The organism is Sphingobium sp. HDIP04, from assembly GCF_000445085.1.
Classification (GTDB): Bacteria; Pseudomonadota; Alphaproteobacteria; order Sphingomonadales; family Sphingomonadaceae; genus Sphingobium; species Sphingobium indicum.
This window is the reverse complement of sequence record NZ_ATDO01000109.1, coordinates 45,837-68,810: the sequence shown is the minus strand read 5'-3', so window position 1 is coordinate 68,810 and position 22,974 is coordinate 45,837. Positions and strand designations below refer to the sequence as shown.

Below are 22,974 nucleotides of genomic sequence, written 5' to 3'. Positions count from 1 at the left end.
TGATGTCCACTTATGAAGATCGCCTGAAAGCCCTGCGCGCCCAACTGGTGCGCGTGGCGCTGGACGGCTTCGTCGTGCCGCTGACCGATGAGCATATGAGCGAATATGTCGGCGCCTATGCGCAGCGGCTGGCCTGGCTGACTGGATTTCAGGGGTCGGCGGGCAGCGCGGTGGTGCTGCCGGAGGAAGCGGCGATCTTCGTGGACGGCCGCTATACGCTGCAGGTGCGGGAGCAGGTGGACGGCGCGCACTGGCAATATGAGAGCGTGCCGCAGACCTCCGTCGCGGCCTGGCTGGGCGAGCATGTCCCGGCGGGCGGGCGCATCGGTTACGATCCGTGGCTGCACACGCGCGCCTGGGTGAAGGCGGCGGGCGAGGCGCTGGCCGAGCGCGGCGCGGAACTGGTGGCGGTGGACACCAATCCGGTCGACGCCGTGTGGCCGGACCGGCCCGCGCCCAGCGACGCCAAGCTGGTGGTGCATGAAGACCGCTATGCCGGTCAGTCGGCGGCGGAAAAGCGGCAGGCGATGGCCGATTGGCTGGTGGCGAAGCGTGCCGACGCGGCGGTGCTGTCGGCGCTGGATTCGCTGGCCTGGACCTTCAACATCCGGGGCAAGGATGTGGAGCGGACGCCGGTGGCGCTGGCCTATGCCATCGTCCATGCCGATGCGACGGCGGACCTCTATGTCGCGCCGGAGAAGATCGACGAGGCGGTGGTGCAGCATCTGGGCAATGCGGTGCGCGTGCATGACCGCGCCGATTTCGCCGGGGCGCTGGCGGCTTTCGCAGGCAAGACCGTGGTCGCCGATCCGGAGCGGGCGGTGGCCGCCATCTTCGAGGCGCTGGAGGCGGGCGGCGCGAACATATTGGCGCTGCGCGATCCGGCGGTGCTGCCCAAGGCGGTGAAGAACCCCGTCGAGATCGCCGGGCACAAGGCGGCGCAGGCCCGCGACGGCGCGGCGCTCAGCCGGTTCCTGCACTGGATCGCGACCGAGGCGCCCAAGGGCGGCGTCGATGAACTGGGCGCGGCGGCGAAGCTGGAGGCGTTCCGCAAGGAGACCGGGCTGCTGGAGGATCTGTCCTTCGACACCATTTCCGGCGCGGGGCCGAACGGCGCGGTGGTGCATTACCGGGTCGAGGAAAGGACCAACCGGCCCATAGAGACGGGCAGCTTCTATCTCGTCGATTCGGGCGGGCAATATCGCGACGGCACCACCGACGTGACGCGCACCATCGCCATCGGCACGCCGAGCGAGGAGATGAAGCGGCGCTTCACGCTGGTACTTAAGGGGCATATCGCGCTGGGCCGCGCCCAGTTCCCGAAGGGGACGCGGGGCGGGCAGCTCGACGTGCTGGCGCGGCAGTTCCTGTGGGCCGAAGGGCTGGATTACGCCCATGGCACCGGCCATGGCGTCGGCAGCTTCCTGTCGGTGCATGAGGGGCCGCAGCGGATCGCGACCTTCGGCGGCGGGGACGAGCCGCTCCAGCCGGGCATGATCCTTTCCAACGAGCCGGGTTATTACAAGACAGGCGAATATGGCATCCGCATCGAGAATCTGGTGCTGGTCGAACTCCGCGACGTGCCGGGCGCGGAGCGGGAGATGCTGGGCTTCGAAACGCTGACCTTCGCGCCGATCGACCGCAACGCGATCGCGACGGAGATGCTGACGGGCGAGGAGCGCGCATGGCTGGACGCCTATCACGCCAGGGTGCTGGAGGTCGTCGGGCCGCAACTGGAGGGCGGGGCGCTCGACTGGCTCAAGGCGGCCTGCGCCCCGCTGTAGCGGAACGGGATCACCCCTTGGCGTCGTCCGGGCGCCGGGGGTTTTCCGCGTCGCGCGATTCGCGGGACTGGGCCTTGCGGCGACGCAGATTGTCCCGCAACGCCTGCGCCAAGCGCTCTTTCCGTTCGTCCTGACCGTTTGTCATGGCCCGCCCATAATCAAATTGCATCTTCCGCCGCAAGCCGCCTTGACATGGCGCGAGGAGGCAGCCATAGGCCCGGCTCCGCCGGCGCGATAAGCCGGATGGAACTGAAATAGTGCTGCCGTAGCTCAGTGGTAGAGCGCATCCTTGGTAAGGCTGAGGTCGCGAGTTCAATCCTCGCCGGCAGCACCATTTTTCCCTAGCAGAACAGCCATTTGGACAGCCGGCATGCGATGGCGGCAGGCGCGGTTCCGCCGTCAGCTCTTGCCCGCGCCATCCTGCGGGGGCAGGTCGGCGTCGGCTGCATCCAGCTTCGCCCGCATGCCGAAATCATCCCACGCTGTAGCCGCTTTCTATCCACGCGGGACGCGTCGAACCGCTGGCGGGCCGGTTTTACGCGCCACCGTCGGCGCCGGCCTGGTTCATGGCGCAATGGTGAACGATATGCGCATTATGAAATTTCTGTGATAGATATTCGCAACGGGTGAACGCTTTCGCAAGGCGGCCTAGGGTGTGTAGGGATTCAGTTCAGGGCGCGGCGAAAATAGTGGATTTCGAGAACCGGCGCGCAGCGTACTTCAGTACGTGAGCACCGGAAGCGCAGGAAGCCGCTATTTGCAGCCCGCCATGGACTGAATCCCTACACACCCTAGACCAGGTGAATGTTCTTCGCAGGATCGATCATGAGTGAATGGCTTTCGCAACCAGTGACTGACTTTCGCGGGCGGCCGCTTGCCGAGCCGGGAACGCCCGCCGGCTACGCGGCGCTGATCGAACGCTATGGCCTTCGCCTGCCGCTGCCCGCCCGCCTGGCCGCGATCGCCGAGCGGCATCATCCTCGATCCACCGCCGAATGGCAGATGATGACGCCGCGGCACATGCCCGACGCGACACTGATCGGCCATCTGACATTTGCTTTCCGCTATGAAGGCATCGATCTTTCCGTTCTTGCCCAGCTTTTCCGGGCCGAGGAGCCGGCTGCGTTCGCCCGGATCGTGCGCGATGCGCCGACGGGCAGCTTCGCTCGCCGGATCTGGTTTCTCTACGAATGGATGACCGGCGACCGGCTGGACGTGCCGGATGCCGGCAAGGTGCGCCTGGTGCCGGTCGTCGATACAAGGCTGCAACTGGCGCTGGCGGACGGTGTTGCGTCGCCGCGCCATCGCGTCGCCAACAACCTGCCCGGCACGCCGCGATATTGCCCGATGGTGCGCAGGACCGACGCGATCCTCGCCTATGAGGCGCAGGCATTCGATGAGCGCGCCCGCGCCGTGGTCGGGCGCATTCGCGCCGACCTCGTCGCCCGCGCCGCCGCCTTCCTGCGGCTCAACGATTCGAAGTCCTCCTTCGCCATCGAAGGGGAGAAGCCTTCGGGGACGAGAGCCGCCCGCTGGGGACAGGCGATCGCCGAAGCCGGGTCGCGGCCGCTGAGCCTGGCGGAGTTCGACCGACTGCAGCGCATCGTCATCGGCGATCAACGCTTCGTCCGGCTGGGCCTTCGCGAAGAGGGTGGGTTCGTCGGCGTCCACGACCGGGAGACGGGATTGCCCGTGCCCGACCATGTCAGCGCCCGCGAAAGCGATCTGCGCGATCTCGTGGAGGGTCTGGTCGCCTATTCGGCGCGAGCCGTCGCCGGCGGCATGGACCCGGTCGCGGCGGCGGCCGTGCTCGCTTTCGGCTTTGTCTACATCCACCCCTATGTCGACGGAAACGGCCGCCTGCATCGCTGGCTCTTTCACCACGTCCTGGCGTCCGCAGGCTTCAATCCGCCGGGCATGGTGTTCCCGATCAGCGCGGTGATCCTGCGCCGGATCGACGCGTACAAGGGCACGCTCACCTCCTATTCGGGACCGCTGCTTCCCTTCATCGAATGGGAACCGACGCCGGAGGGCAATGTGCGGGTGCTGAACGACACGGCCGACTTCTACCGATTTTTCGACGCCACCGCGCATGTCGAATTCCTGTACGCCTGCGTCCAGCAGACCATCGAGGAGGACCTGCCCCGCGAAGCTCGCTTCCTCGAAGCCTTCGACAGCTTCAACGAGGCGGTGCAGCAGATCGTCGACATGCCCACCGCCCAGGTCGAACTGCTGCTGAAGTTTCTGGAGCAGAATGAGGGACGCCTGTCGCAGCGTGCCCGATCGAGGGAATTAGAGGCGCTCACCCCCGCCGAAGTCGAACAGGTGGAGGCAATCTACGCAGATAAGTTTGGGCCTGAAAAAGTAAATCCCCACAAGCCTTAGTCGTTTGATGCCGCATTTTCCGAGTCGTTGACCGTAACCGGTCAACTTGAAAATGCTCCAGCGCGGAAAAAAGAGCTGTTGGCGCAGGCGAATTCATTGCATCCGGCGCTCCCCGCATCCAGCGGTGAAAACGCCTTTCACGCGACCAACTGAAAGTTGGAGAGGTCCAGCCGGATGAGCAGCCGATCGCGCAGAACCTCATATTTCTTGTTGCACATATAGGCCCGGCGCTTCGAGGCGAACTTTAGGCCATCCACGCTCACAATATCCAGGGCATAGTTCGCAATTCTATGGCCGCCGGCGATGTCGAGCGTATAGTCTTGGCGCCGGATGAGCATATCGTCGCCGAAATAGAATTCCTGCGCCCGGCTATGGGTCGCGATTTCGTCCGGCATGACGACACGAACGCCCTGCCAGAGCTCCCCATCCTCTTCAAGCGGATCAATGTCCCACACCTGCACTCCCGGCATCGCGAGGGAGAAGGGCACGGTCAAATAGCTCCACATCGCATAGCAGCCGAAATAGGTGCGATGCAGCGGATCCCAGGGCGTATCCAGTTCATGACCGTTGAAGGCCGCGCGCGGGTCGTGCCGCTCTGCGACCAACGTCCCCTCCGCGGTTTCAATCGCTACCCGGCCCGGTTCCAGAATCGTGATCATGTCACCGTCGATCGGACCCATGCGGCATTCCTGGCGCTGCGTCTTGGCCGTTATCCGCAGCGTGCCGGAACCGGGAGCCGTTTTCCGGTCAAGCAATTCGCCGCCGGTCACCACATCGACCTGCACCGATTTGAGCGCTTCCCATCGCTCCCACCCTCCATGGGCGTCGATGGCATTCGCGATCAGCTTGTTCATATCGGCTTCCTTTCGTGGGCATTTGCCAGGCCCCTAACCATCGGCGGCGGCCGATTGGAGGGCGGGCACCCGAGACAGTTCATGGTTCGATTGCTCCATACCCGCGACCGGCACCATTTCGCCCGCGCGCTCGCGGATGCGATCGATGCCGGCGAGTATCCGTTCGGGCGCATGGGCGTCGGCACCCACGTAAAGGCCCTGGGTGAGCGTAATATGCGCGCATTCGAAGCTGCCGGCGCCTGCGCACAGGATCATGCCGTTAGGCGCATCGTCGCATACCAGGGCAAGCATTCCGGGGGCGACGAGAGCCGGGTCCAATGCAGCGAGCGCCTGTTCCTCAAGAATTCCCTCTGTCATGCCGGTCGCGGCCGTGGGCGCCAGGCAGTTGACGCGGACATCGTTCCTGCGCCCTTCCAGGGATAGCGTCTTCATCAATCCTACAAGGCCCATCTTGGCCGCGCCATATTGGGATTGACCGAAATTGCCGTAGAGCCCGGACGAAGAGGTCGTCATCACGATACGGCCATAGCCCTGCTCGATCATTTCACCCCAGACAGCCTTGGTGCAATTGACCGAGCCCATGAGATGCACTTCGATGACAAGGCGAAAATCGTCCAAACTCTGCTTGGCGAAGGTTCGGTCGCGCAAAATTCCCGCATTGTTCACCAAAATATCGATCCGGCCCCACGCCGCCTTGGCCTGCTCGACCATCGCGGCCACCTGGTCGACGTCCGTGACATCGGCACCGTTCGAGATTGCCTCGCCACCGTTGCGGCGAATCTCCTCCGCCACTGCTTCGGCCGCGGCGGACCGCCCGTCGCTGGCGCCACCCAAGTCGTTGACCAAGACCCGGGCGCCACGCTTTGCCAACAGCAACGCATGTTCCCTGCCCAGTCCGCCACCGGCGCCGGTGACGATCGCAACGCGGCCTCGAAGATCAATTGCCATTCAAACCTCTGTCCATATGTTTGCGCCCAACGCTTTTTGCCCCGGACCAGCCCTGCCCCGATCATGGAGGACGGGCGTGAACCCTCGCCTTTCACCGCAGGGCCGATATTCCATCCTCACCGCCGCCACCGGACGGGAAATCACCGGCCAACTTGCAAATCGGGCTCTATGTCCCTCAGATGGCCACTCCGATTTCCGCCTTTGGCATCAGGTGCCTGCGCCGCCGCTCCCGCTGGATGCGAGATGCTCGCGCACGATCCCCCACGCATCGATATTCTTCTTCAAAACCTTGCCGTTCGGCGCCAGCGGCAATGCTTCCAGCTCCACGACATGCCTTGGATATTTATAGGGTGCGACCCGGCCCTGCACGAATTCCCGAAGGGCCAGCGTGTCGATGGGCTCTTTGCTCTTGCGGACGACGAAGGCAACCACTTCCTCGCCCAGACGGCTATCCGGAATGCCCATGACGGCGGCGGTCTTCACATCGGGATGCTCGTAAAGAACCGCCTCCACCTCGCCGGGCGAAACATTGAATCCACCTCTTATGATGAGTTCCTTCTTGCGATCCTTGAAGAAATACTGCCCATCAGGCGTGCGCAGTCCCAGATCTCCGGTATAAAGCCAGCCGTCCTTGAGCGCTGCGGCGGTAGCTTCCGGATTCTGGTAATAGCCGGTCATTACCGCGGGGCCGCGGACCACGATCTCCCCCACTTCGCCATCCGGGAGAGGATCGCCGCGATCATCGACGATCCCCAGTTCGATGTTGAACATGGGCGTGCCGACTTCGCCCAGGGCAAGCTCCGTCTTGTGGGCGGTGAATGTGGCGGCGGTGCCGCATTCGGTCATGCCATATCCCTGCCCCATGGGACAGCCGAAAGTCGCAACCGCCCGGCTCACGATATCAGGAGGGATGGAGGCTGCTCCGCCGCCAGCCAGCCTCATCGCGGGGAATTCCAGCGCCGGCGTACGATTCTCCGCGACATCCAGCAGGGCGCCGAACATCGTCGTGACCGCCGTCAGCACCGTGATCTTGTGCTCGGAAATCGCCTCAAGCGCCGGCTCCGGCAGAAATCTGGGAATGATGACCAAGCTGCCGCCGACCGACATCGTCGTGTTCAGGACAACGATGAAGCCGAAAGAATGGAACATCGGCAGCATGGCGATCTGCCGGTCGTCGGAGGTGAGGGCGAATTTCTCGACCCAGGCCCGGATCGCCGCCGCGAGAGCGCCATGAGACAGCATCGTCGCCTTGGGGTCGCCCGTCGTACCCGAAGTATAGAGAAAGGCCGCTATGTCATCTTTCCGCGCCTGCGGCCAGTCATTCGCGGGCGTACTGCGCTCCAGAGCCGTCTCGAACTCGACGAAGCCTTCGGCCACGCCCCCCGCGACGAAAGCCGCTGCAGCAAGGCCGTCCGGGCGCGCCTGTTGCAGTTCCCGCGCGGAATCGGGCGCGAGAATGGCGACCTTCGCCTGCGAATGGTCGACCAGCATCGCCAGTTCGCGACCCTTCAGCAGGGGATTAGCCGGCACGATGGTCGCCCCTATGCGCAGGATCCCATAGAGGATGATCGGGAACAATGCGCTGTTCGGAAGGGCAACCAATATCCTGTCGCCTGCAGCGACATCCTGCTCGCGAAGGAAGCCGACGACCTTGCGAGCGAGATCATCGACCTCTCCATAGCTCAGCCAATTTCCCCGATCATGCAGGAACTTCTTGCCGCGATGCTCGCGAACGGCCTTGTCGAACATGCCAAGCAGCGTGTCCTCATCCATCTCCCGTTCCTTTTCCTTACGCGAGGCGAACCAGCTGCTTGCCCAGATTGCCGCCGCTGAGCATGCTGATGAAGGCTTCCGGGGCCGCGTCCAGACCCTCGGCCACGCTTTCGTTGAAGATGATCTTGCCCTGCGCGATCAGCTCCACAAGCTCCTCCACCGCGCTATTCCAGAGGTCCATTCTGTCGGTGCAGATGAAACCCTGCAGGCGGGCGCGGGTGATGATCGCCTGCGTCAAATTGTAGATCGGCGCCGGCTTGGACTGATATTCGGAAATTGCGCCGCATAGCGGCACGCGGGCGAAGTTGTTGAGCCTGGCGAAGACCGCGTCGCTCACCGGGCCGCCGACATTGTCGAAATAAACGTCGACGCCATCGCCCGTAGCTGCAGCGAGCTGATCCGCGAAGTCATCCGCGCGATAGTCGACCGCTGCGTCCGCGCCCAACTTGTCGACGATATAGGCGCATTTGGCCGCGCCGCCGGCGATGCCCACGGTGCGCGCGCCGGCATTCTTCGCCAGTTGGAGCGCGACGCTCCCCACCGCGCCCGCGGCCGCCGAGACCACGACCGTCTCGCCCGGCTTGGGTTCGCCGATCAGCCGCAATCCCATCCAGGCGGTCACGCCAGGCAGGCCGGCGGCGCCGAGATACGCCGATGGGGACACGCCGCCGGTCGCCGGAATCATTTGCAGGTGCTTGGCCCGCGCAATGGCCTTCTCCTGCCATCCGAGATAGCCCGCAACCATCGTGCCGACGGGGAGCGCGTCGCTCTGCGATTCCAGCACCTCGCCCACGGTGGCAGCTACGATGACATCGCCGATGTCCATGGGCTTGGCGTAGCTCTTGCCTGTCTTCATGCGGCCGCGCTGATAGGGGTCGATGGAGATATAGTGATTCTTCACAAGAACCTCGCCCTCCTTCAGTTCCGGGAGCGTCTCCTCCACGAAATTGAAGGCGCTTCTCGTGACTTCTCCGGTCGGGCGCTCCGCGAATATTATTTTTCTGTTCGAATAGGTCATGTCGAATCCTTGTTAGAACCAGGAATCCTGCATTTCGAGTGCGGTGGAATCCAATCGTTCGAGTATAGCGAGCCAGTGGTTGATCTTGGGCAATTCCCAATCGAAGAAATATCGGGCCGCCTGGCGCTTCCCGAGGATGAAGTCCTCTGAGACGTCGGTCGCGCGATCGAGGGCGTCGACCTGTTCGAGCCATATCCAGGCGATGATGACGTGACCGAATGCGTCGAGATACAGGCCGGCATTGGCCAGCCGACGTTCGACATCCTGTTCCCGGCTCAGCCCTTCAGTGACGCGCTGGATATCCTGCCAGGCGCTGCGCAGGCGCTTCGCCCACTCCTGCGTGTCCGGATTGGCACTGCCAGCCGCAGAAGTGCAGCGGTCATCGATCACGGAATCCAGATAAGCTATCGCCTCGCCGTTCAGGACCTTCCGCCCGAGCAGGTCAAGCGCCTGGATACCGTGCGTGCCCTCATGGATCGCGTTGATGCGGTTGTCGCGATAGAATTGCTCGACCGGGAAGTCATGGGTGTAACCGGCGCCGCCATGCACCTGGATCGCCAGATTATTGGCCTCCAGACACCATTTCGCGGGCCAGGATTTGCCGATGGGAGTAAGCAGGTCGAGAAGCAGATACGCCCGGCGAGCGGTCTCCTCGTCGCCCGTCGACTGATCGTCCAGCAGCTTTGCCAGGTAGAGACACAGAGCAAGCCCGCCCTCAACATAGGCCTTTTGCGTAAGAAGCATCTGGCGGACGTCCGCATGCTGGATGATCGCCACCGGATCCCCGCCCTTCTGGGTCAGCGCGCGCCCTTGCGGACGATCGCGCGCATATTGCACGGCATGCAGATAGCCGGTGTAGCCGAGCATCACCGCGCCCAGGCCGACGACGATGCGCGCCTCGTTCATCATATGGAACATGTAGGAGAGGCCACGATTTTCCTCGCCGATGCGATAGCCCACCGCTCCCGCCTGGCCGTCGACGGCAAATTGTCCGTCGCCGAGGCTCAGGACGCAGTTGGTCGTCGCCCGGTTGCCCATCTTGTGATTGAGCCCGACCAACGCGATGTCGTTGCGCTCCGCCGGATTTCCATCCCGCACGATGTGCTTGGGTACGATGAACAGCGACAGTCCGCGCACGCCATGTTCGGCCGGACCCGTCCGGGCCAGCACGAGATGCACGATTGTCTCGCTGAGTTCGTGATCCCCGCCCGAAATCCACATCTTCGTGCCGAAGAGCCTGTAGCTGCCGTCAGGCTGAAGTTCGGCGCGGGTGCGGATGTCGCCGAGCGACGAGCCTGCCTGCGGTTCCGACATGCACATGGTGCCGGTGAAGCGCCCGGCCAGCATCGGCAGGGCGAAGCGGTCGATCTGTTCGGGCGTGCCATGGGCCAGCAGAAGATTGGCCGCGGCGCATGTAAGGAAGGCGTAGCCCGATGTCGCGATATTGGCCGCCAGGAAATAGGCGATGCACGCCCGGTCGATGACGAAGGGCAATTGGAGTCCGCCATATTGCGCGTCATTGGTCGTCGCCAGGAACCCGGCATCGCGGAAGGCGCCATAGGCCTTCGCGATCTCCGGGATCAGCACGACCTTTCCATCTTCCATATAGGGCTCGTGCTTGTCGCCCTTGGCATTGTGATTGGCGAACCAGTCGGTGGCGATCTTTTCAGCCGTATCGATCATCGTGCTGAAGGTCGCGCGATCGTGATCCGCGAAACGCTCCCGTCCGGTCATGGCTTCAGCTTCGAGCCAATCATAGAGAAGGAAGTCGAGATTCGTCCTTGAGAGCAGTTTCGAGTTCAGGGTTGTCATAAATTCTCCATGGCGGACCGATTGGTCCAATCCGCAAAGTTGGAATGGGTTGAAACGAGGTGCTGAAGCAGGGGCGCGGGCCGCCAGAAAGCCGGGTCACGCGTCTGGAGCCGTTCGAAGACGGTCATGCGTTCGACGACCTTGTCGAGGCCGACGCTGTCGGCATGGAACATCGGTCCGCCGCGGAAGTCCGGGAAGCCGTATCCCGCGAGGTAGACGACATCGATATCGCTCGCTCGCTGGGCGATCCCTTCCTCCAGGATCTTCGCGCCTTCGTTGACGAGAGCAAGGACGCAACGGTCGACGATTTCGGATTTTGAAATCTCGCGCCGCGCTATATTTTGAGACTGCGAGAAGGCGGCAATCGACCGTTCAACCTTCGGATCCCGCACGGCCGTGCGGCCATCGGCATAGAGATAGACTCCGGCCTTGGTCTTCTGGCCGAATCTTCCCTGCTCGCAAAGCCCGTCGAGCACGGGCGAATAGGGCATGTCGGGCCGTTCCTGCGCGCGCCGCTTCCTGATCGACCAGCCGATATCCAGCCCGGCAAGGTCGGCGACCTTGAACGGCCCCATGGAGAAGCCGAATTCCTCCAGCGCCTCGTCGACTTCAAAAGGCAGCGCCCCCTCTTCGACCAAGAACAGCGCCTGACGGAAATATTCCTCGACCATGCGATTGCCGATGAAGCCGTCGCAGACGCCGGACAGGACGCTGACCTTGCCGATCCGGCGGCCGAATTGCATCGCTGTCTTGACCACATCAGGCGCCGTCCGGTCGCCGCGGACGACCTCCAGCAGGCGCATCACGTTCGCGGGACTGAAGAAATGCGTTCCCACGACATCGGCCGGCCGCTGCGTGAACGCGGCAATCGCGTTGAGATCCAGGGTCGAGGTATTCGAAGCCAGGATCGCGCCAGGACGCAGATTCCTGTCCAGCTCCTCAAAAACCGCGCGCTTTGCTTCGAGCGATTCAAAGACGGCCTCGATGGCGATATCGACATTGCGCAGATCGCCATAATCCGTGGTCCAGCGGATGAGCGCCTTCTGCGCTTCCGCCTGCTTCGCGGTCAGGCGCCCCTTGGCCACCGCACGGCCAAGGACGTCATCGACGCTCTTTTCCGAACGGACCGTGGCCTGCTCGCTGGTTTCGAGCAGGGTGACCTCGATACCCGCAGCCGCCAGGCATTGGGCGATACCCGTCCCCATAAGGCCCGCGCCAATGACGGCGGCGGTGTCCAGGCGGCGAACGCCCACGTCCGCGCCAATCGCCCGGACGTGCGAGGCACGCCGTTCGGCGAGGAAGCCGTGGCGCAGGGCCTTGGAGACGTCGGTCTCGATAAGCCGCTTGAACGCAGCCTTCTCGACCTCCATCCCGGCCGCGAAATCCAGGACGGTAGCCGCCTCGACGGCGGCGATGATCTCAGGCAAAGCGGGATATCGTTCACCCGATCCGCTCAACCGAGAGCGCGCGGCATCGAAGATTTCGGGTCGCGGCTGCGCTGGCGGCAGGCTGGAGATGGATGGCAGTTCACCGGAACGCGCGACCGAGCGGGCGATGGAAGACGCCACTTCGAGCAGATCCTCGTCCGGCTCGACGAGCGCAGCGAACATGCCCTTGAGCTCCGCCGCGCCGGCCGGCAGCAGCCGGCCGCCGGTAATAAGATCCAGTGCGGTCTCGACGCCGACAAGCCGTGGGAGGCGCTGGGTGCCGCCCGCGCCCGGGAGAAGTCCGAGCTTCACCTCAGGCAATCCGACGCGGGCGTTGCGAAGGGCGACACGCGCGTGACATCCCAATGCCAGTTCGAGTCCGCCGCCAAGCGCCACCCCGGCGATGGCGGCCACCACAGGCTTCGCCGAGGCTTCAACCGCCTCTATGACCGCTACGAGATCGGGCTGTTCCCAGCTTTTCGGCGTACCGAATTCGGTGATGTCCGCCCCTCCAGAAAAGGGGAGCGCAGCCCCGACAAGGACGGCTGCCACGATATTTTCATTGAGGTTGACCTCGGCAACGGCGTCCACAATGGAGCATCGCAGCGCGTGCGAAAGGCCATTTACAGGCGGATTGTCCAAGGCAATGACGGCAACGCCGTCATGTATTGCAAGCGCACTGGTCATCAGATGTTCCACATTGAGATTGTGCAGGAGGGCGACACGGCCGCCCTCCTGAACCGCACAGATCGAGGGGACTTAGTTGCCCTCGAATTTCGCCTTGCCGATCATGTTGCGCGAGCCGTGCTCAAGCAGGACGCGCACGCCATGCTGCATGTCCTTGGTCTCGAACAACGGCGCGGCGATATCGCCGATCAGGCGGTCCGCGCCGCGCACGCCATCGTCCAGCGCCGCCCGGACAAGGCGCTTGCTGACCGCATGGGCCCGGGTCGGACCGCTCGCGATCCGACGAGCATATTTCATGGTTTTTTCGGCAAGCTGCTCATCCTCGACCACGCGATTGACGATGTTCCAGCGTTCGAACTGCTCGGCCGAATAGCGATCGCCGCCAAAAACGATCTCACGGGCCCGATTGGCGCCGCAAAGGGTGGCAAGGCGTTCGATGCCGCCCAGGAACGTGGAAGCGCCGATATGCACTTCGACCTGGGCGAATTCCGCGCTTTTGCCCGCGACGATGATGTCGCAGGCCATGGCGATTTCCAGACCGGCGGCCAAGCAGAAGCCCTGAACCTGTGCAATGACGGGAACGGGGAGCTCCTCCAGGCGCTGAATGATCAGCGGGAGCGCGCGGCTGAACTGGTGGCGGGCATAGGCCTCCGACCGATCGAGGAACATCTTGACGTCGGCGCCGGCGCAGAAGTGAGGGCCCTCGCTCCGCACGATAAGGGCGCGCATGTCCGACAGAGCCGCCTGGTTCAGCGCTTCGTCAAACAGGTCCATCAGCGGAAAGGTGATGAGATTGAGTGGGGCGTTGGCGAAGGTAAGCACGCCGACATTCCCATCGAGCTCAAAAGTACAAAACTCAGACATGTCGTCTCTCCCGATTTCAATATATCTGTATATACAGATAAAATGCCTGTAGGTGCATGCATCTGCCCGTCGATCAAGTCAAGCCGATTTCTGGGAGGGTTGAACCGGCTCTCGGATTTGATGGAATCGGACTTTTGCGCAGGTCGCATCAGATCAGCGCGCAGACTCCCAAGGCGGTGCAAATTGCAGCTATCGCCAGGCAACGCTTCACGAAATCAACAGGGACGGAAACCGTAAAATGGTCAAGTCCGGCGCGCAAGCTCCATACCCTAGGCAGCGTGGACAAATTCAAGACTTGCCGGACTGAGTGATTTGAGTGGAGAGCGGACGCCCCCCTATTCGTCACCCCGGACTTGATCCGGGGTCCCGCTTTCTTCCGAGTGCACGCCTATCCCAAGGCAGCGGGACCCCGGATCAAGTCCGGGGTGACGGTAAATCAAGTCCGGGGTGACGGAAACTGGTGTCCGCCATTGGCCTTTTCCCGACATTCCGAATTTGTCCACGCGGCCTAGCATTGCCTTGGAATCCGGCGAAGGCTTGGCCGGAACGCTTCACGACTCGTCTCTGCGTTGAAGATACTTCGGCGACTCGACGCAACTCTCCCGCCACAATCTGGAACGAGCCGTGCTCAGTCAAAGAGCGGACGCGGTAGACGGTCCAGCGCCACGTGGACAAAGCGGGCGAACACTGGAAACACAGGAAAAGCCATTTGCAGCCCGAGAGGGCCGGATGTCGATCAATTCTGGGCGATCACAGCCTCTTCGGGCAGATCGAGCTTGCTTGCATGCAACAACACCGAATGGAGTTGGTCGCTCGTCTCCCTGCTCAGGGCCTTCCGTATGGCAGCCTGCGCCGCCTTCCAGTACGGGACCGCCTGCTTGTAGAGATCGCGACCGGCAGGGGTTGCCTTGAGGCAACGTTCCCGCCGGTCACGTTCGCCCGGCGCGCTCTCAATAAGACCGCGCTCCTGGAGATATCGCAGATTGCGATTGAGCGTCGTGGGGTCGATGACCATCCAGTCCGCCAGTTCCCCGATGGTAAACTCCTTCAAGGTGAGGTGTGCAAGCAGCGTGAACTGGGTGTTCTTGAGATCCAGTTCGCCCAGATAACTGTCGTAGATCTGGGATACGCGGCGCGTTGCCTGCCGCAACCTGAAGCAAGTGCAGTCAAGCCCATGTTGGGCGGAGAGAAGCGAAGCATCTACATCACGCATAATTGCATGTATATACAGCTAAAAATCAGGCAGTCAACCGTCCCGTTGCCTTTACAGCACCTCGAACAGTCCGGCCGCCCCCATGCCGCCTCCGACACACATGGTGATGACGACATATTTTTCGCCACGCCGCCGCCCTTCGAGCAGCGCATGACCCACTAACCGGGCACCCGTCATACCATAAGGATGGCCGATCGAGATGCCCCCTCCGTTCACGTTAAGGCGGTCATTGGGCAGGCCCAGCGCGTCGCGGCAGTAGAGGACCTGGCTTGCAAAGGCCTCGTTCAATTCCCAAAGGCCGATGTCGCCGATGCCGAGGCCGAAGCGATTGAGGAGTTTGGGAATGGCGAACACGGGCCCTATCCCCATTTCATCGGGCTCGGTGCCTGCAACGGCCATTCCGAGATAGCGTCCAAGCGGTTGCAGTCCCCGCTCCTCGGCGACCTGGCGCTCCATCAGCACCGATGCGGACGCACCGTCCGACAACTGGCTGGCATTGCCGGCGGTGATGAAGGCGTCGGGCCCGCGGACCGGCTTCAGACCGGCCAGCCCCTCAAGAGTGGTGTCGGCGCGATTTCCTTCATCCTGCGTGAGAGTGACGATCCTGGACGTCTTTTCTCCAGTCGCCTTGTCCGTCACGATCATTGTCGCGGTCACGGGCACGATCTCGTCCTGGAACAGACCAGCGGCCTGTGCAGCGGCGGTGCGCTGTTGCGACTGGAGCGAATATTCGTCCTGGGCCGCGCGGCTGACGCCATAGCGCCGTGCGACATTTTCCGCCGTGTCGATCATGGCGATGTAGGCATCGCCATGAAGCGCGACCAATTCCGGGTCTTCGTCGACGCGAAGGGCGTCGGTCTGGACCAATGAGATCGACTCCACGCCCCCTGCCACCACGATGTCCATGCGATCGACGATGATCTGCTTGGCGGCGGTCGCAATCGCCATCAGGCCGGATGCGCACTGCCGGTCTATCGACATGCCCGCGACCGTGACCGGAAGGCCAGCGCGCAGCGCCGCGTTCCGACCGATCGTGGCCTGGCTCCCCTGCTGCAATGCACTGCCCATGATGCAGTCGTCGATGTCCGCGGGATCCAACTTTGCCCTGCTGACCGCTGCGCTGATCGCATGGCTGGCAAGCGTCGGAGCGGGAAGATTGTTGAACGCACCGCGATATGCCTTCCCAATCGGCGTGCGGGCGGTGGAGACGATTACTGCGTCGCGCATGTCTGTTCCTTCAAATGCTCAACGAATTTGGTGCCGGGCTTGATTGAGGCGCTGCCTCACCGGGTGGTGGAGAAGCCGCCGTCCAGCGGAATGACTGCGCCGGTGATGTAGGAGGATGCGGGAGAGGCGAGGAATATGGTGGTCCCTGCCGCATCGCTGGGCGTGCCGGTGCGTCGACGCGGGATCATCGAATTGATTTCCTCCCCATGTTCCTGGAGCAGCCACTCGGTCATTTTGGTCGGGAACGGTCCGGGGGCGATGGCATTGACGTTGATATGGGATTCGGCGAGGAACCGCGCCAGGTGGCGGGTGAGATGATGCACCGCCGCCTTGCTGGCGGAATAGGGATAATTTTCGACCGCCGGCGCGGTCAGGCCGTCCACCGAACCGATGTTGATGACCCGCGCCGGATCATCTGATGTCGCGGCGTTCCGCAGCAACGGAGCGAGCTTCTGAGTCAAGAAGAAGACCGCGCCGAGGTTCAGATGCATGACCTTGTCCCAGCCCGATTGCGGAAACTGGTCGAACGGCTCGCCCCAGGAGGTCCCCGCATTGTTGACCAGGATGTGCAGCTTGTCCTCGCGCCGGGAGAATTCCGCGGCCAGGGCAGCGACCTGATCCGCATCGGCGACGTCGGCGGGTATGGCGTAGGCTTCGCCAATCTTGCGAAGCTCCGCCTCGGCTTCCTGACAGGTTTCGGCCTTTCGCGACGTGACATAGGTCTTGACGCCAACTTGAACGAGACCCTGGGCGATCATGAACCCGATTCCGCGCGTCCCTCCGGTAATGAGGGCGGTTTTTCCTTCAAGATTGAACAGTTTTCGAGCGTCCATTGTAATTCCTTTTTGGATTTATTTTGTTCAGAACTTTGCGTTCAATTGAATGGCCAGCGTCCGACCCTGTGAAAGGATGGCGTAGTTCGACTTGGCCTGGGCAACGGTGGCCGCGATTGCGGTGTCCCCGACAAACTGGAAAACCTGCTTGTCGGTAAGGTTCCTGCCGACGAAAGCCAATTCCCAGGACCCGTTCTCCGGACCGACTCCGACGCGCATGTTGAGCAAGGCATATTTGGCCTGCCGACCGGCGGGGTCGTAATTGGCCGCCGCGTCATAGGCGCTCGCATAGAAGACCTCGGTCGTCGTGCCGATCTGGTAGCCATCGAATATCGGAAAGACCGATGTCAGGCTGGCATTGGCTGTAACCTTTGACGTCAACTGGCTGGATTTTCCTTTATAGTCGCAAAATTCCGGCACGCCGTCGCCATTGCCGTCCACGGTGGGCGTCTGTCCGAAATAGCATTGGCCATTGGGGAAGCGGAGATATTTGAAATCCGTATAGTTGACGCCGGTCGACAGCGTAAAATGCCGTCCCAACTGCATCCGCCCATTGGCCTCGATCCCCTGCGCCCGCGCGCTTGCGGCATTGCCGACATTGAAACCCAAACGGCCGTCGAAGATGGAGATCTGCAGGTTCGTGAGCTTGGTGTAGTAAGCTGCGAGATTGAGTTCGGCACGTCCTCCGAGCAGCGACATCTTGCTGCCGACCTCGAAATTCTGTGCCTTTTCATCGTCAAATTCGAAGGCATCGCGCGCGGTCGGATAAGTCAACCTGTTGTTGGCGGCGAAATCGAACCCGCCGCTCTTTTGACCGCGCGCATAGCCCGCATAAAGCATGACTTGCGGAGTCGGCCGGTACAGGATCTTCACGTCGGGCGTGAATCGCGTTTCCCGCCTCGTCCCGGCGACGGGGAATTCGCCGAGGCGGTTGATCATCGCATTCCCGGCCGCTCCCAGCCCGGCGAGATTGGAGGACGACGCCGCCAGAACCTGCGCATAGACCAGGGGCGCATTGACCTGGGCGGCCGGAAGCGCTCCGCCGCCTATCGGTTCGACAGTGAGGATCTTCGAGCCTTGGATCTTGCTGTAGCTCAGACGGCCGCCGAGCTGGACCGTAACATCGGATATCGGCCTCCAGTTCAACTGGCCGAAGGCGGAGAAAGTATCCGCCTCCACCCTCACCCGCCGGTTGATCCAGGTATTGGCCACCAGCGTGCCGGCACCCGGCTGGCGCGCATTCACGATCGTGACGAACGTCGAATCCGAGGGGAACCCGACGGCCTGACGATAACGCTGCAGGCCATTGGCGTAATAGGCGCCCGCGATAAAGTCGAAACTGTCGAATTTGGGCGAAATCAGCCGGAGCTCCTGGCTGAACTGCGTGTACTTGTCGTGGATATGGCCGGTGATGATCCGTGCCCCCAGCAGATCCGGATTGATCGCGTCATCATCCGCGAGGGCGGTCGTGTAGGCCGTGGTCGAACGCAGGGTGTATCCGCCCGTCTGCCAGTTCAGCGTCAGGACGTTGGCGGTGGCGTGGGCCCGGCTTTTCTCGCCGTCGGACGTCCGGCGGCCGTCGATCCGGTTGTCGAGAAGCGTAGGATCGAGGTGGAACACGTTGACGAGCACCTGGGCATAAGTGAGCCCGGCAAAAGGCCCCGCTTTTGCGGGTTCCTCGCCATATATCTCCATGGCTTTGCCATCTGTATTGAACTGGTTGTATTCGCTCTTGAAGGAAAGCTGGAGGTCTTGGGTGACGTCGACGTCCGCTGTCACGCGAATGGCAGCTTCGTCTCTCGCCGGTTCGAGCCGGTTGAGAGTCAGGTTCCTGATATAGCCGTCGCTGCTGCGATATTTTCCGGCCACGCGGACGCGGATCGTATCCGTGATGGGGCCGGAGACAGCCCCCTCCAGACCCAATTCATTGGCGTTGAACTCGTAAGACGAGGTGAGGCGGCCGAAAAAATCCTGCGTGGGTTTGGCCGTCGTCACGTTCAAGGCCCCGGCAATGGCGTTCTTGCCGAGCAGGATGGATTGCGGTCCCCTCAACACTTCGACCCGGTCCACGTCCAGGAACGGTATGCGGGTCTGGAGCGACCGCGGCAGATGGACGCCATCGACATAGAGGCCGACCGACTGCTCGAACCCGGCATTCAGGCCGGAACCGATGCCGCGGATGAAGAATTGCGTCGCGAACGCCGTCTCCGTGGCGGTGAAGCCGGGCGCGGCGATCTGAAGATCGATCGGGCGAATGACGGCTTTCGTCGCAAGATCGGTACCCTGCACGGCCACCACGGAGATCGGAACCTCCTGCAGCTTCTGCGCGCGGGTCTGCGCCGTGACGATGATTTCCTGCAACCCCCCCTCATTCTGGCCGTCCTGAGCAGGCGCCTCCTGGCTCACCGCGTCAGGAATTTGGGCGGCCGCATGCCCCCCTGCCGTAAGCAGGGCCAGGCAAAATGCGGACCCATGCAGCAGCTTGCGTTTTACGTCAGCAATCATGATATCTCTCTCCCCTCGTCTTTCATCAATTCTTATATTGTCGTACATAAATTACATGTATATACAGGTAATTTATGTAGAAAGGCGGCGCCTACCAGGTCGCTTGGCGGCGGTCAGCGCGTTCCCCTTCTCCAGCTATCGCCAGCGTTGCGGTACAAATGCCGCCATGAAGTTGGACTTTGACGAATTCTGTCATGGAATCACCCAAGCTTTGAATGGACGGTACAGCGAGACATCTGCACGCCCGGAACAGCCATGCCTTTACACGGCCCTGCTATGTCGGCCTGCTTCCCGCACATCTGCCAGGACCGAAAGCATTGCGATGAGCCATCATCTCAGAGGAACTTCCGATCCGCCCCCTTGCTTCAGCAACGACAGCCACAGCGGCATGAGTCCCCAGCTTGGGTTACCTTTGTTCACCGCCTCTCCCTTGGCCATATCGATTTCCGGCAACGTCCAGCATCGCCTACCCCTCCTTTTATCTGTATATACAGATATAGTCGCAGTCCGATAGCGTCAAGCTGCTATTTTAAGGATCTTGCACCTACGGCAACCTGGAGCGCGTGACGCGGAACGGGATCCTCACGGGCAATATCGCGCCGGAGGGCTTGCAGTTGGCGATACTCTCGGATCCGCAGCGTCAGTGCCGTCGATCGGTCCTGGGCCGTATCGACATTCAGAAGATGTCGAGCCGAAAATGCCGGCCTTTCGCGAGCCGGAGCGGAGCGTAGCTAGGCAGCGTGGACAAATTCGAAAATGTCGTGAAATGGCCAATTTCGGTCATTGCCCCACCGTCACCCCGGACTTGATCCGGGGTCCCGCTTTCTTGTCTGAGTGCCCGCCTCGCCCAAGGCAGCGGGACCCCGGATCAAGTCCGGGGTGACGAATAGAGGGAGCGTCCGCTAAGGCCCCCAAATCACTCAGTCTGGCAAGTCTTGAATTTGTCCACGCTGCCTAACACTGGCAGCGAGGACGTGCGCCATCCCGGTCAGCCTGTTCCGGTTTTCAGCTCGATGGGTCCGGCTCTGTTGCGATCGTCCTGAACCCGATGTGGGACGTGCCAAGGTCCAGTTCCTGGGCCTGGAAAGCGGCGGGCCTGAAATTGGCGCAATAGTTCATCGCGCAGAGATAGGAGCCGCCCTTGATCAGTCCGTTGCCGCCGCGCCTTTCGCTGGTCCATTCCCAGACATTGCCGACCATGTCGTGCAGGCCGAAGCCGTTACCATCAAAGCAGCCGACCGGCGCCAGGCCGACATGGCCGTCCTGGCCGGTATCTCGGACCGGGAACACGCCCTGCCAGCTATTGGCGGTCGGATGCCCTTCGCCATCATAGGCCCAGCTACGCGGATCGCGCGGGCCGGACTGATCGCCCCGCGCCGCCCTTTCCCATTGCGCTTCATCCGGCAGGGCCGCCCCGGCCCAACGGGCATAGGCGGCGGCATCCTGGTAATTGACGTGGACGACGGGCCAGTCCTCCCGGCCCGCAATGTCGCTGCCGGGGCCGTCGGGATGGCGCCAGTCCGCCCGCTGCCGATAGCGCCACCAATTGCCGGCATTGTTGAGGTCCACCGGGCCGGTCGGCTGGACGAAGACGGCCGACCCCCCTTCCTGCTCAGCGGCGGTGCGATAGCCGGTGGCGGCGACGAAGGCGGCGAACTGGCGATTGGTCACTTCATGCCGGTCGATCCAGAATGCGGGGACGGCAACCGCCTGGCCCGGCCGCCCATCTCCATCCTCGCCCAGCAGCACCGTTCCGGCGGGCACCAGCACGCGGCCGTCGCGCGCGTCGCAGCGTGGACCGGGACTGGCGGCAGGCGGCGGCGCGGCGCCCAGCAGCGCAATCGCGCAGGCCGCGAATGCTCCCGCATGCCGCCATCCATGGCTCATGGCTTTGCCGCGCCTTCCGGCTTGGCGGCTTCGGGCGGTGGCAGGACAACGCCCTTGTCCTTGGCATAGCTATCCCAGTCGGCGACCAGCTCCTTGAGCTTTGCTGGTTCGGCCGCTGCCAGATCATGGGCTTCGGCCGGATCCTGGGCGACGTTGAACAATTGCCAGACGCCGGTGCCGACGCTGTTGCGCGGATAGGCGCTGCTCGACGTCGGCAGATAGACCGCCTTCCAGTCGCCCTTGCGCAGTGCGCGGCGGTAGAAAAGTTCGGTCCCGACCGCTTCGGTCGGCTGGCGCACTTCCGCCTGCCCGCCGGTCAGCACCGGCACCAGGCTATGCCCCTGGAAGGGCAGGATCGCATGGCCGGCGAAGGTCGCGGGCTGTTGCAGCCCGGCGAGGTCCAGCAGGGTCGGCGCGACGTCGGTGACGCTGAACAGGCCGCCCGCGATCCGCCGCCCTGCGACGCCGCGCCCGGCGACGAAAGCGGTGACGCGGGTGCCGCCCTCGGTCGGATAGCTCTTCACCAGCCAGGACGGCGAACTGTTCGCCTGCGCCCAGCCGGGGCCATAGCCGACATAGGAGGAAGCCTTGCCGATATTGTCGAGGCTGTTGTCGATCCTGAGCGCGGGCAGCTTGTCGGGCTTCAGCGCCGCCTGGAAGGGTGCCTCGATCACATTGCCCTCCGGCCCGTTGTCGGCGAGGAAGATGATGACCGTATCGTCATAGCGGCCCAGCTTCTTGAGCACCTCCACCACGCGGCCGACATTCTGGTCCATGCGATCGACCATCGCGGCATAGACTTCCATCTTGCGCGCCTCGATGGCCTTTTCGTCGGCGCTGAGCGAGGCCCAGGGCTTCACTCCCTCCCAGTCGTGCGGTTTCAGGTCGACGGGGACGAGGCCCAATTGCTTCTGCCGCGCCAGCCGCGCTTCGCGCAATGCTTCATAGCCCGCGTCATAGCGGCCCTTATATTTGGCGATCGTTTCCGCCGGCGCCTGCATCGGCCAGTGCGGCGTGGTGTAGGGCAGATAGGCGAAGAAGGGCCGCTGGTCCTTCGCGCCTTCCTCCAGGAAGCCGATCAGCCGGTCGGTGAAATAATCGGCCGAATAACGTCCCTTGGGATATTTCACGATCCTGCCATTGTCGCGATAGGTGGATGCGCCGCCGATCGCCGCCCAGGCCTTGTTCTGGTCGGCGCCGAAATGATTGCCCAGCCCCTGGAGCAACGCATAGGAACGCTCGAAACCGCGCGCGGCCGGGCCGCGCTCGGGCGTCAGGCCCAGATGCCATTTGCCGGACATGAGCGTGCGATAGCCGCCCTGATGCAGCAGTTCGGCGATAGAGGCGACCCGGTCGTTGAGATAGCCTTCATAGCCGGGCTGGCCGATCTGGTTGGGCTGGAGGGTTTCGGCCATCGAACCCACGCCGGCCTGGTGATTGTCGACGCCGCTCAGCAGCATGGAGCGGGTGGGCGAGCAGGTCGGCGCGGTGTGAAAGCCGGTGAAGCGCACCCCGGCATTGGCGATGGCGTCCAGATTGGGGGTTTGAATCTCGCCGCCAAAGGCTCCCAGATCGGACCAGCCAAGGTCGTCGGCGACGATGACAAGGAAGTTTGGCTGACGCTGAGTCGCACCCGGCGCCGCGACGGGATCGGCCGCCGGCGCCGCCCGCACCACCGGCGCAGCGACGCCCGCAAGCGCGGTCGCCGTCAGAAAGGCAGATAATTTCAACATCTTATTCATAGCCGATCTCCGGAA

General features: G+C 62.9%; 16 protein-coding genes and 1 tRNA gene. 3 read left to right on the top strand and 14 right to left on the bottom strand.

Annotated features, from left to right (window positions below; translation table 11 throughout):
- The first annotated feature begins 2 nt into the window (after positions 1-2).
- The gene (locus L286_RS39610; RefSeq protein WP_020820275.1) at positions 3-1,784 is read left to right on the top strand and encodes an aminopeptidase P family protein; all 1,782 of its coding nucleotides are present in this window, start codon (positions 3-5) and stop codon (positions 1,782-1,784) included.
- Between the two features lie 10 nt (positions 1,785-1,794).
- On the opposite strand, the gene L286_RS49610 is transcribed toward L286_RS39610, so the two are convergent.
- Positions 1,795-1,929, bottom strand: a complete 135-nt coding sequence (locus L286_RS49610) for a hypothetical protein (protein WP_257787142.1) — start codon at positions 1,927-1,929, stop codon at positions 1,795-1,797.
- 114 nt (positions 1,930-2,043) lie between these two features.
- Here L286_RS49610 and L286_RS39605 point away from each other — a divergent pair.
- A tRNA-Thr gene (locus tag L286_RS39605) sits at positions 2,044-2,118 on the top strand.
- Positions 2,119-2,609: 491 nt separating this feature from the next.
- Complete coding sequence (locus L286_RS39600) at positions 2,610-4,169, top strand: Fic family protein (RefSeq protein ID WP_235181719.1); 1,560 nt, start codon at positions 2,610-2,612, stop codon at positions 4,167-4,169.
- 137 nt (positions 4,170-4,306) lie between these two features.
- Here L286_RS39600 and L286_RS39595 read toward each other — a convergent pair whose 3' ends face one another.
- The 13 genes from L286_RS39595 to L286_RS39535 form a co-directional block, all read right to left on the bottom strand.
- Positions 4,307-5,023, bottom strand: coding sequence for a hypothetical protein (locus L286_RS39595; protein ID WP_020820277.1), 717 nt, complete (start codon positions 5,021-5,023; stop codon positions 4,307-4,309).
- Positions 5,024-5,056: 33 nt separating this feature from the next.
- Complete coding sequence (locus tag L286_RS39590) at positions 5,057-5,971, bottom strand: SDR family NAD(P)-dependent oxidoreductase (RefSeq protein ID WP_007685118.1); 915 nt, start codon at positions 5,969-5,971, stop codon at positions 5,057-5,059.
- A gap of 207 nt (positions 5,972-6,178) precedes the next feature.
- Positions 6,179-7,744: a class I adenylate-forming enzyme family protein gene (locus tag L286_RS39585; RefSeq protein ID WP_020820278.1), complete on the bottom strand. Its 1,566-nt coding sequence runs from the start codon at positions 7,742-7,744 to the stop codon at positions 6,179-6,181.
- A 16-nt stretch (positions 7,745-7,760) separates the two neighbouring features.
- Positions 7,761-8,762, bottom strand: coding sequence for an NADP-dependent oxidoreductase (locus L286_RS39580; protein WP_013038798.1), 1,002 nt, complete (start codon positions 8,760-8,762; stop codon positions 7,761-7,763).
- Between the two features lie 12 nt (positions 8,763-8,774).
- Positions 8,775-10,574 carry an acyl-CoA dehydrogenase gene (locus L286_RS39575; protein ID WP_020820279.1) on the bottom strand — a complete coding sequence of 600 codons (1,800 nt, stop codon included), beginning with the start codon at positions 10,572-10,574 and terminating at the stop codon, positions 8,775-8,777.
- Positions 10,571-12,688 (bottom strand): 3-hydroxyacyl-CoA dehydrogenase NAD-binding domain-containing protein, encoded by a 2,118-nt coding sequence (locus tag L286_RS39570; protein WP_025160762.1) that lies wholly within the window; start codon positions 12,686-12,688, stop codon positions 10,571-10,573. Before L286_RS39570 ends, L286_RS39575 begins: the two co-directional genes overlap by 4 nt.
- A gap of 72 nt (positions 12,689-12,760) precedes the next feature.
- The gene (locus L286_RS39565) at positions 12,761-13,552 is read right to left on the bottom strand and encodes an enoyl-CoA hydratase/isomerase family protein (RefSeq protein ID WP_013038795.1); all 792 of its coding nucleotides are present in this window, start codon (positions 13,550-13,552) and stop codon (positions 12,761-12,763) included.
- Between the two features lie 736 nt (positions 13,553-14,288).
- The gene (locus L286_RS39560) at positions 14,289-14,765 is read right to left on the bottom strand and encodes a MarR family winged helix-turn-helix transcriptional regulator (protein WP_007685109.1); all 477 of its coding nucleotides are present in this window, start codon (positions 14,763-14,765) and stop codon (positions 14,289-14,291) included.
- Positions 14,766-14,816: 51 nt separating this feature from the next.
- Positions 14,817-15,992, bottom strand: a complete 1,176-nt coding sequence (locus L286_RS39555; RefSeq protein ID WP_020820282.1) for an acetyl-CoA C-acyltransferase — start codon at positions 15,990-15,992, stop codon at positions 14,817-14,819.
- 56 nt (positions 15,993-16,048) lie between these two features.
- Positions 16,049-16,825, bottom strand: a complete 777-nt coding sequence (locus tag L286_RS39550) for an SDR family oxidoreductase (RefSeq protein ID WP_020820283.1) — start codon at positions 16,823-16,825, stop codon at positions 16,049-16,051.
- Positions 16,826-16,852: 27 nt separating this feature from the next.
- Complete coding sequence (locus L286_RS39545; RefSeq protein ID WP_020820284.1) at positions 16,853-19,330, bottom strand: TonB-dependent receptor; 2,478 nt, start codon at positions 19,328-19,330, stop codon at positions 16,853-16,855.
- 1,005 nt (positions 19,331-20,335) lie between these two features.
- Complete coding sequence (locus tag L286_RS39540; RefSeq protein WP_020820286.1) at positions 20,336-21,217, bottom strand: SUMF1/EgtB/PvdO family nonheme iron enzyme; 882 nt, start codon at positions 21,215-21,217, stop codon at positions 20,336-20,338.
- Positions 21,214-22,959 (bottom strand): arylsulfatase, encoded by a 1,746-nt coding sequence (locus L286_RS39535; RefSeq protein ID WP_020820287.1) that lies wholly within the window; start codon positions 22,957-22,959, stop codon positions 21,214-21,216. Before L286_RS39535 ends, L286_RS39540 begins: the two co-directional genes overlap by 4 nt.
- Between the last annotated feature and the right edge of the window lie 15 nt (positions 22,960-22,974).

Coding starts and splice junctions, on each gene's coding strand:
- L286_RS39610 (WP_020820275.1), top strand. CDS start 3: ATGTCCACTTATGAAGATCGCCTGAAAGCCCTGCGCGCCCAACTGGTG.
- L286_RS49610 (WP_257787142.1), bottom strand. CDS start 1,929: ATGACAAACGGTCAGGACGAACGGAAAGAGCGCTTGGCGCAGGCGTTG.
- L286_RS39600 (WP_235181719.1), top strand. CDS start 2,610: ATGAGTGAATGGCTTTCGCAACCAGTGACTGACTTTCGCGGGCGGCCG.
- L286_RS39595 (WP_020820277.1), bottom strand. CDS start 5,023: ATGAACAAGCTGATCGCGAATGCCATCGACGCCCATGGAGGGTGGGAG.
- L286_RS39590 (WP_007685118.1), bottom strand. CDS start 5,971: ATGGCAATTGATCTTCGAGGCCGCGTTGCGATCGTCACCGGCGCCGGT.
- L286_RS39585 (WP_020820278.1), bottom strand. CDS start 7,744: ATGGATGAGGACACGCTGCTTGGCATGTTCGACAAGGCCGTTCGCGAG.
- L286_RS39580 (WP_013038798.1), bottom strand. CDS start 8,762: ATGACCTATTCGAACAGAAAAATAATATTCGCGGAGCGCCCGACCGGA.
- L286_RS39575 (WP_020820279.1), bottom strand. CDS start 10,574: ATGACAACCCTGAACTCGAAACTGCTCTCAAGGACGAATCTCGACTTC.
- L286_RS39570 (WP_025160762.1), bottom strand. CDS start 12,688: ATGACCAGTGCGCTTGCAATACATGACGGCGTTGCCGTCATTGCCTTG.
- L286_RS39565 (WP_013038795.1), bottom strand. CDS start 13,552: ATGTCTGAGTTTTGTACTTTTGAGCTCGATGGGAATGTCGGCGTGCTT.
- L286_RS39560 (WP_007685109.1), bottom strand. CDS start 14,765: ATGCGTGATGTAGATGCTTCGCTTCTCTCCGCCCAACATGGGCTTGAC.
- L286_RS39555 (WP_020820282.1), bottom strand. CDS start 15,992: ATGCGCGACGCAGTAATCGTCTCCACCGCCCGCACGCCGATTGGGAAG.
- L286_RS39550 (WP_020820283.1), bottom strand. CDS start 16,825: ATGGACGCTCGAAAACTGTTCAATCTTGAAGGAAAAACCGCCCTCATT.
- L286_RS39545 (WP_020820284.1), bottom strand. CDS start 19,330: ATGATTGCTGACGTAAAACGCAAGCTGCTGCATGGGTCCGCATTTTGC.
- L286_RS39540 (WP_020820286.1), bottom strand. CDS start 21,217: ATGAGCCATGGATGGCGGCATGCGGGAGCATTCGCGGCCTGCGCGATT.
- L286_RS39535 (WP_020820287.1), bottom strand. CDS start 22,959: ATGAATAAGATGTTGAAATTATCTGCCTTTCTGACGGCGACCGCGCTT.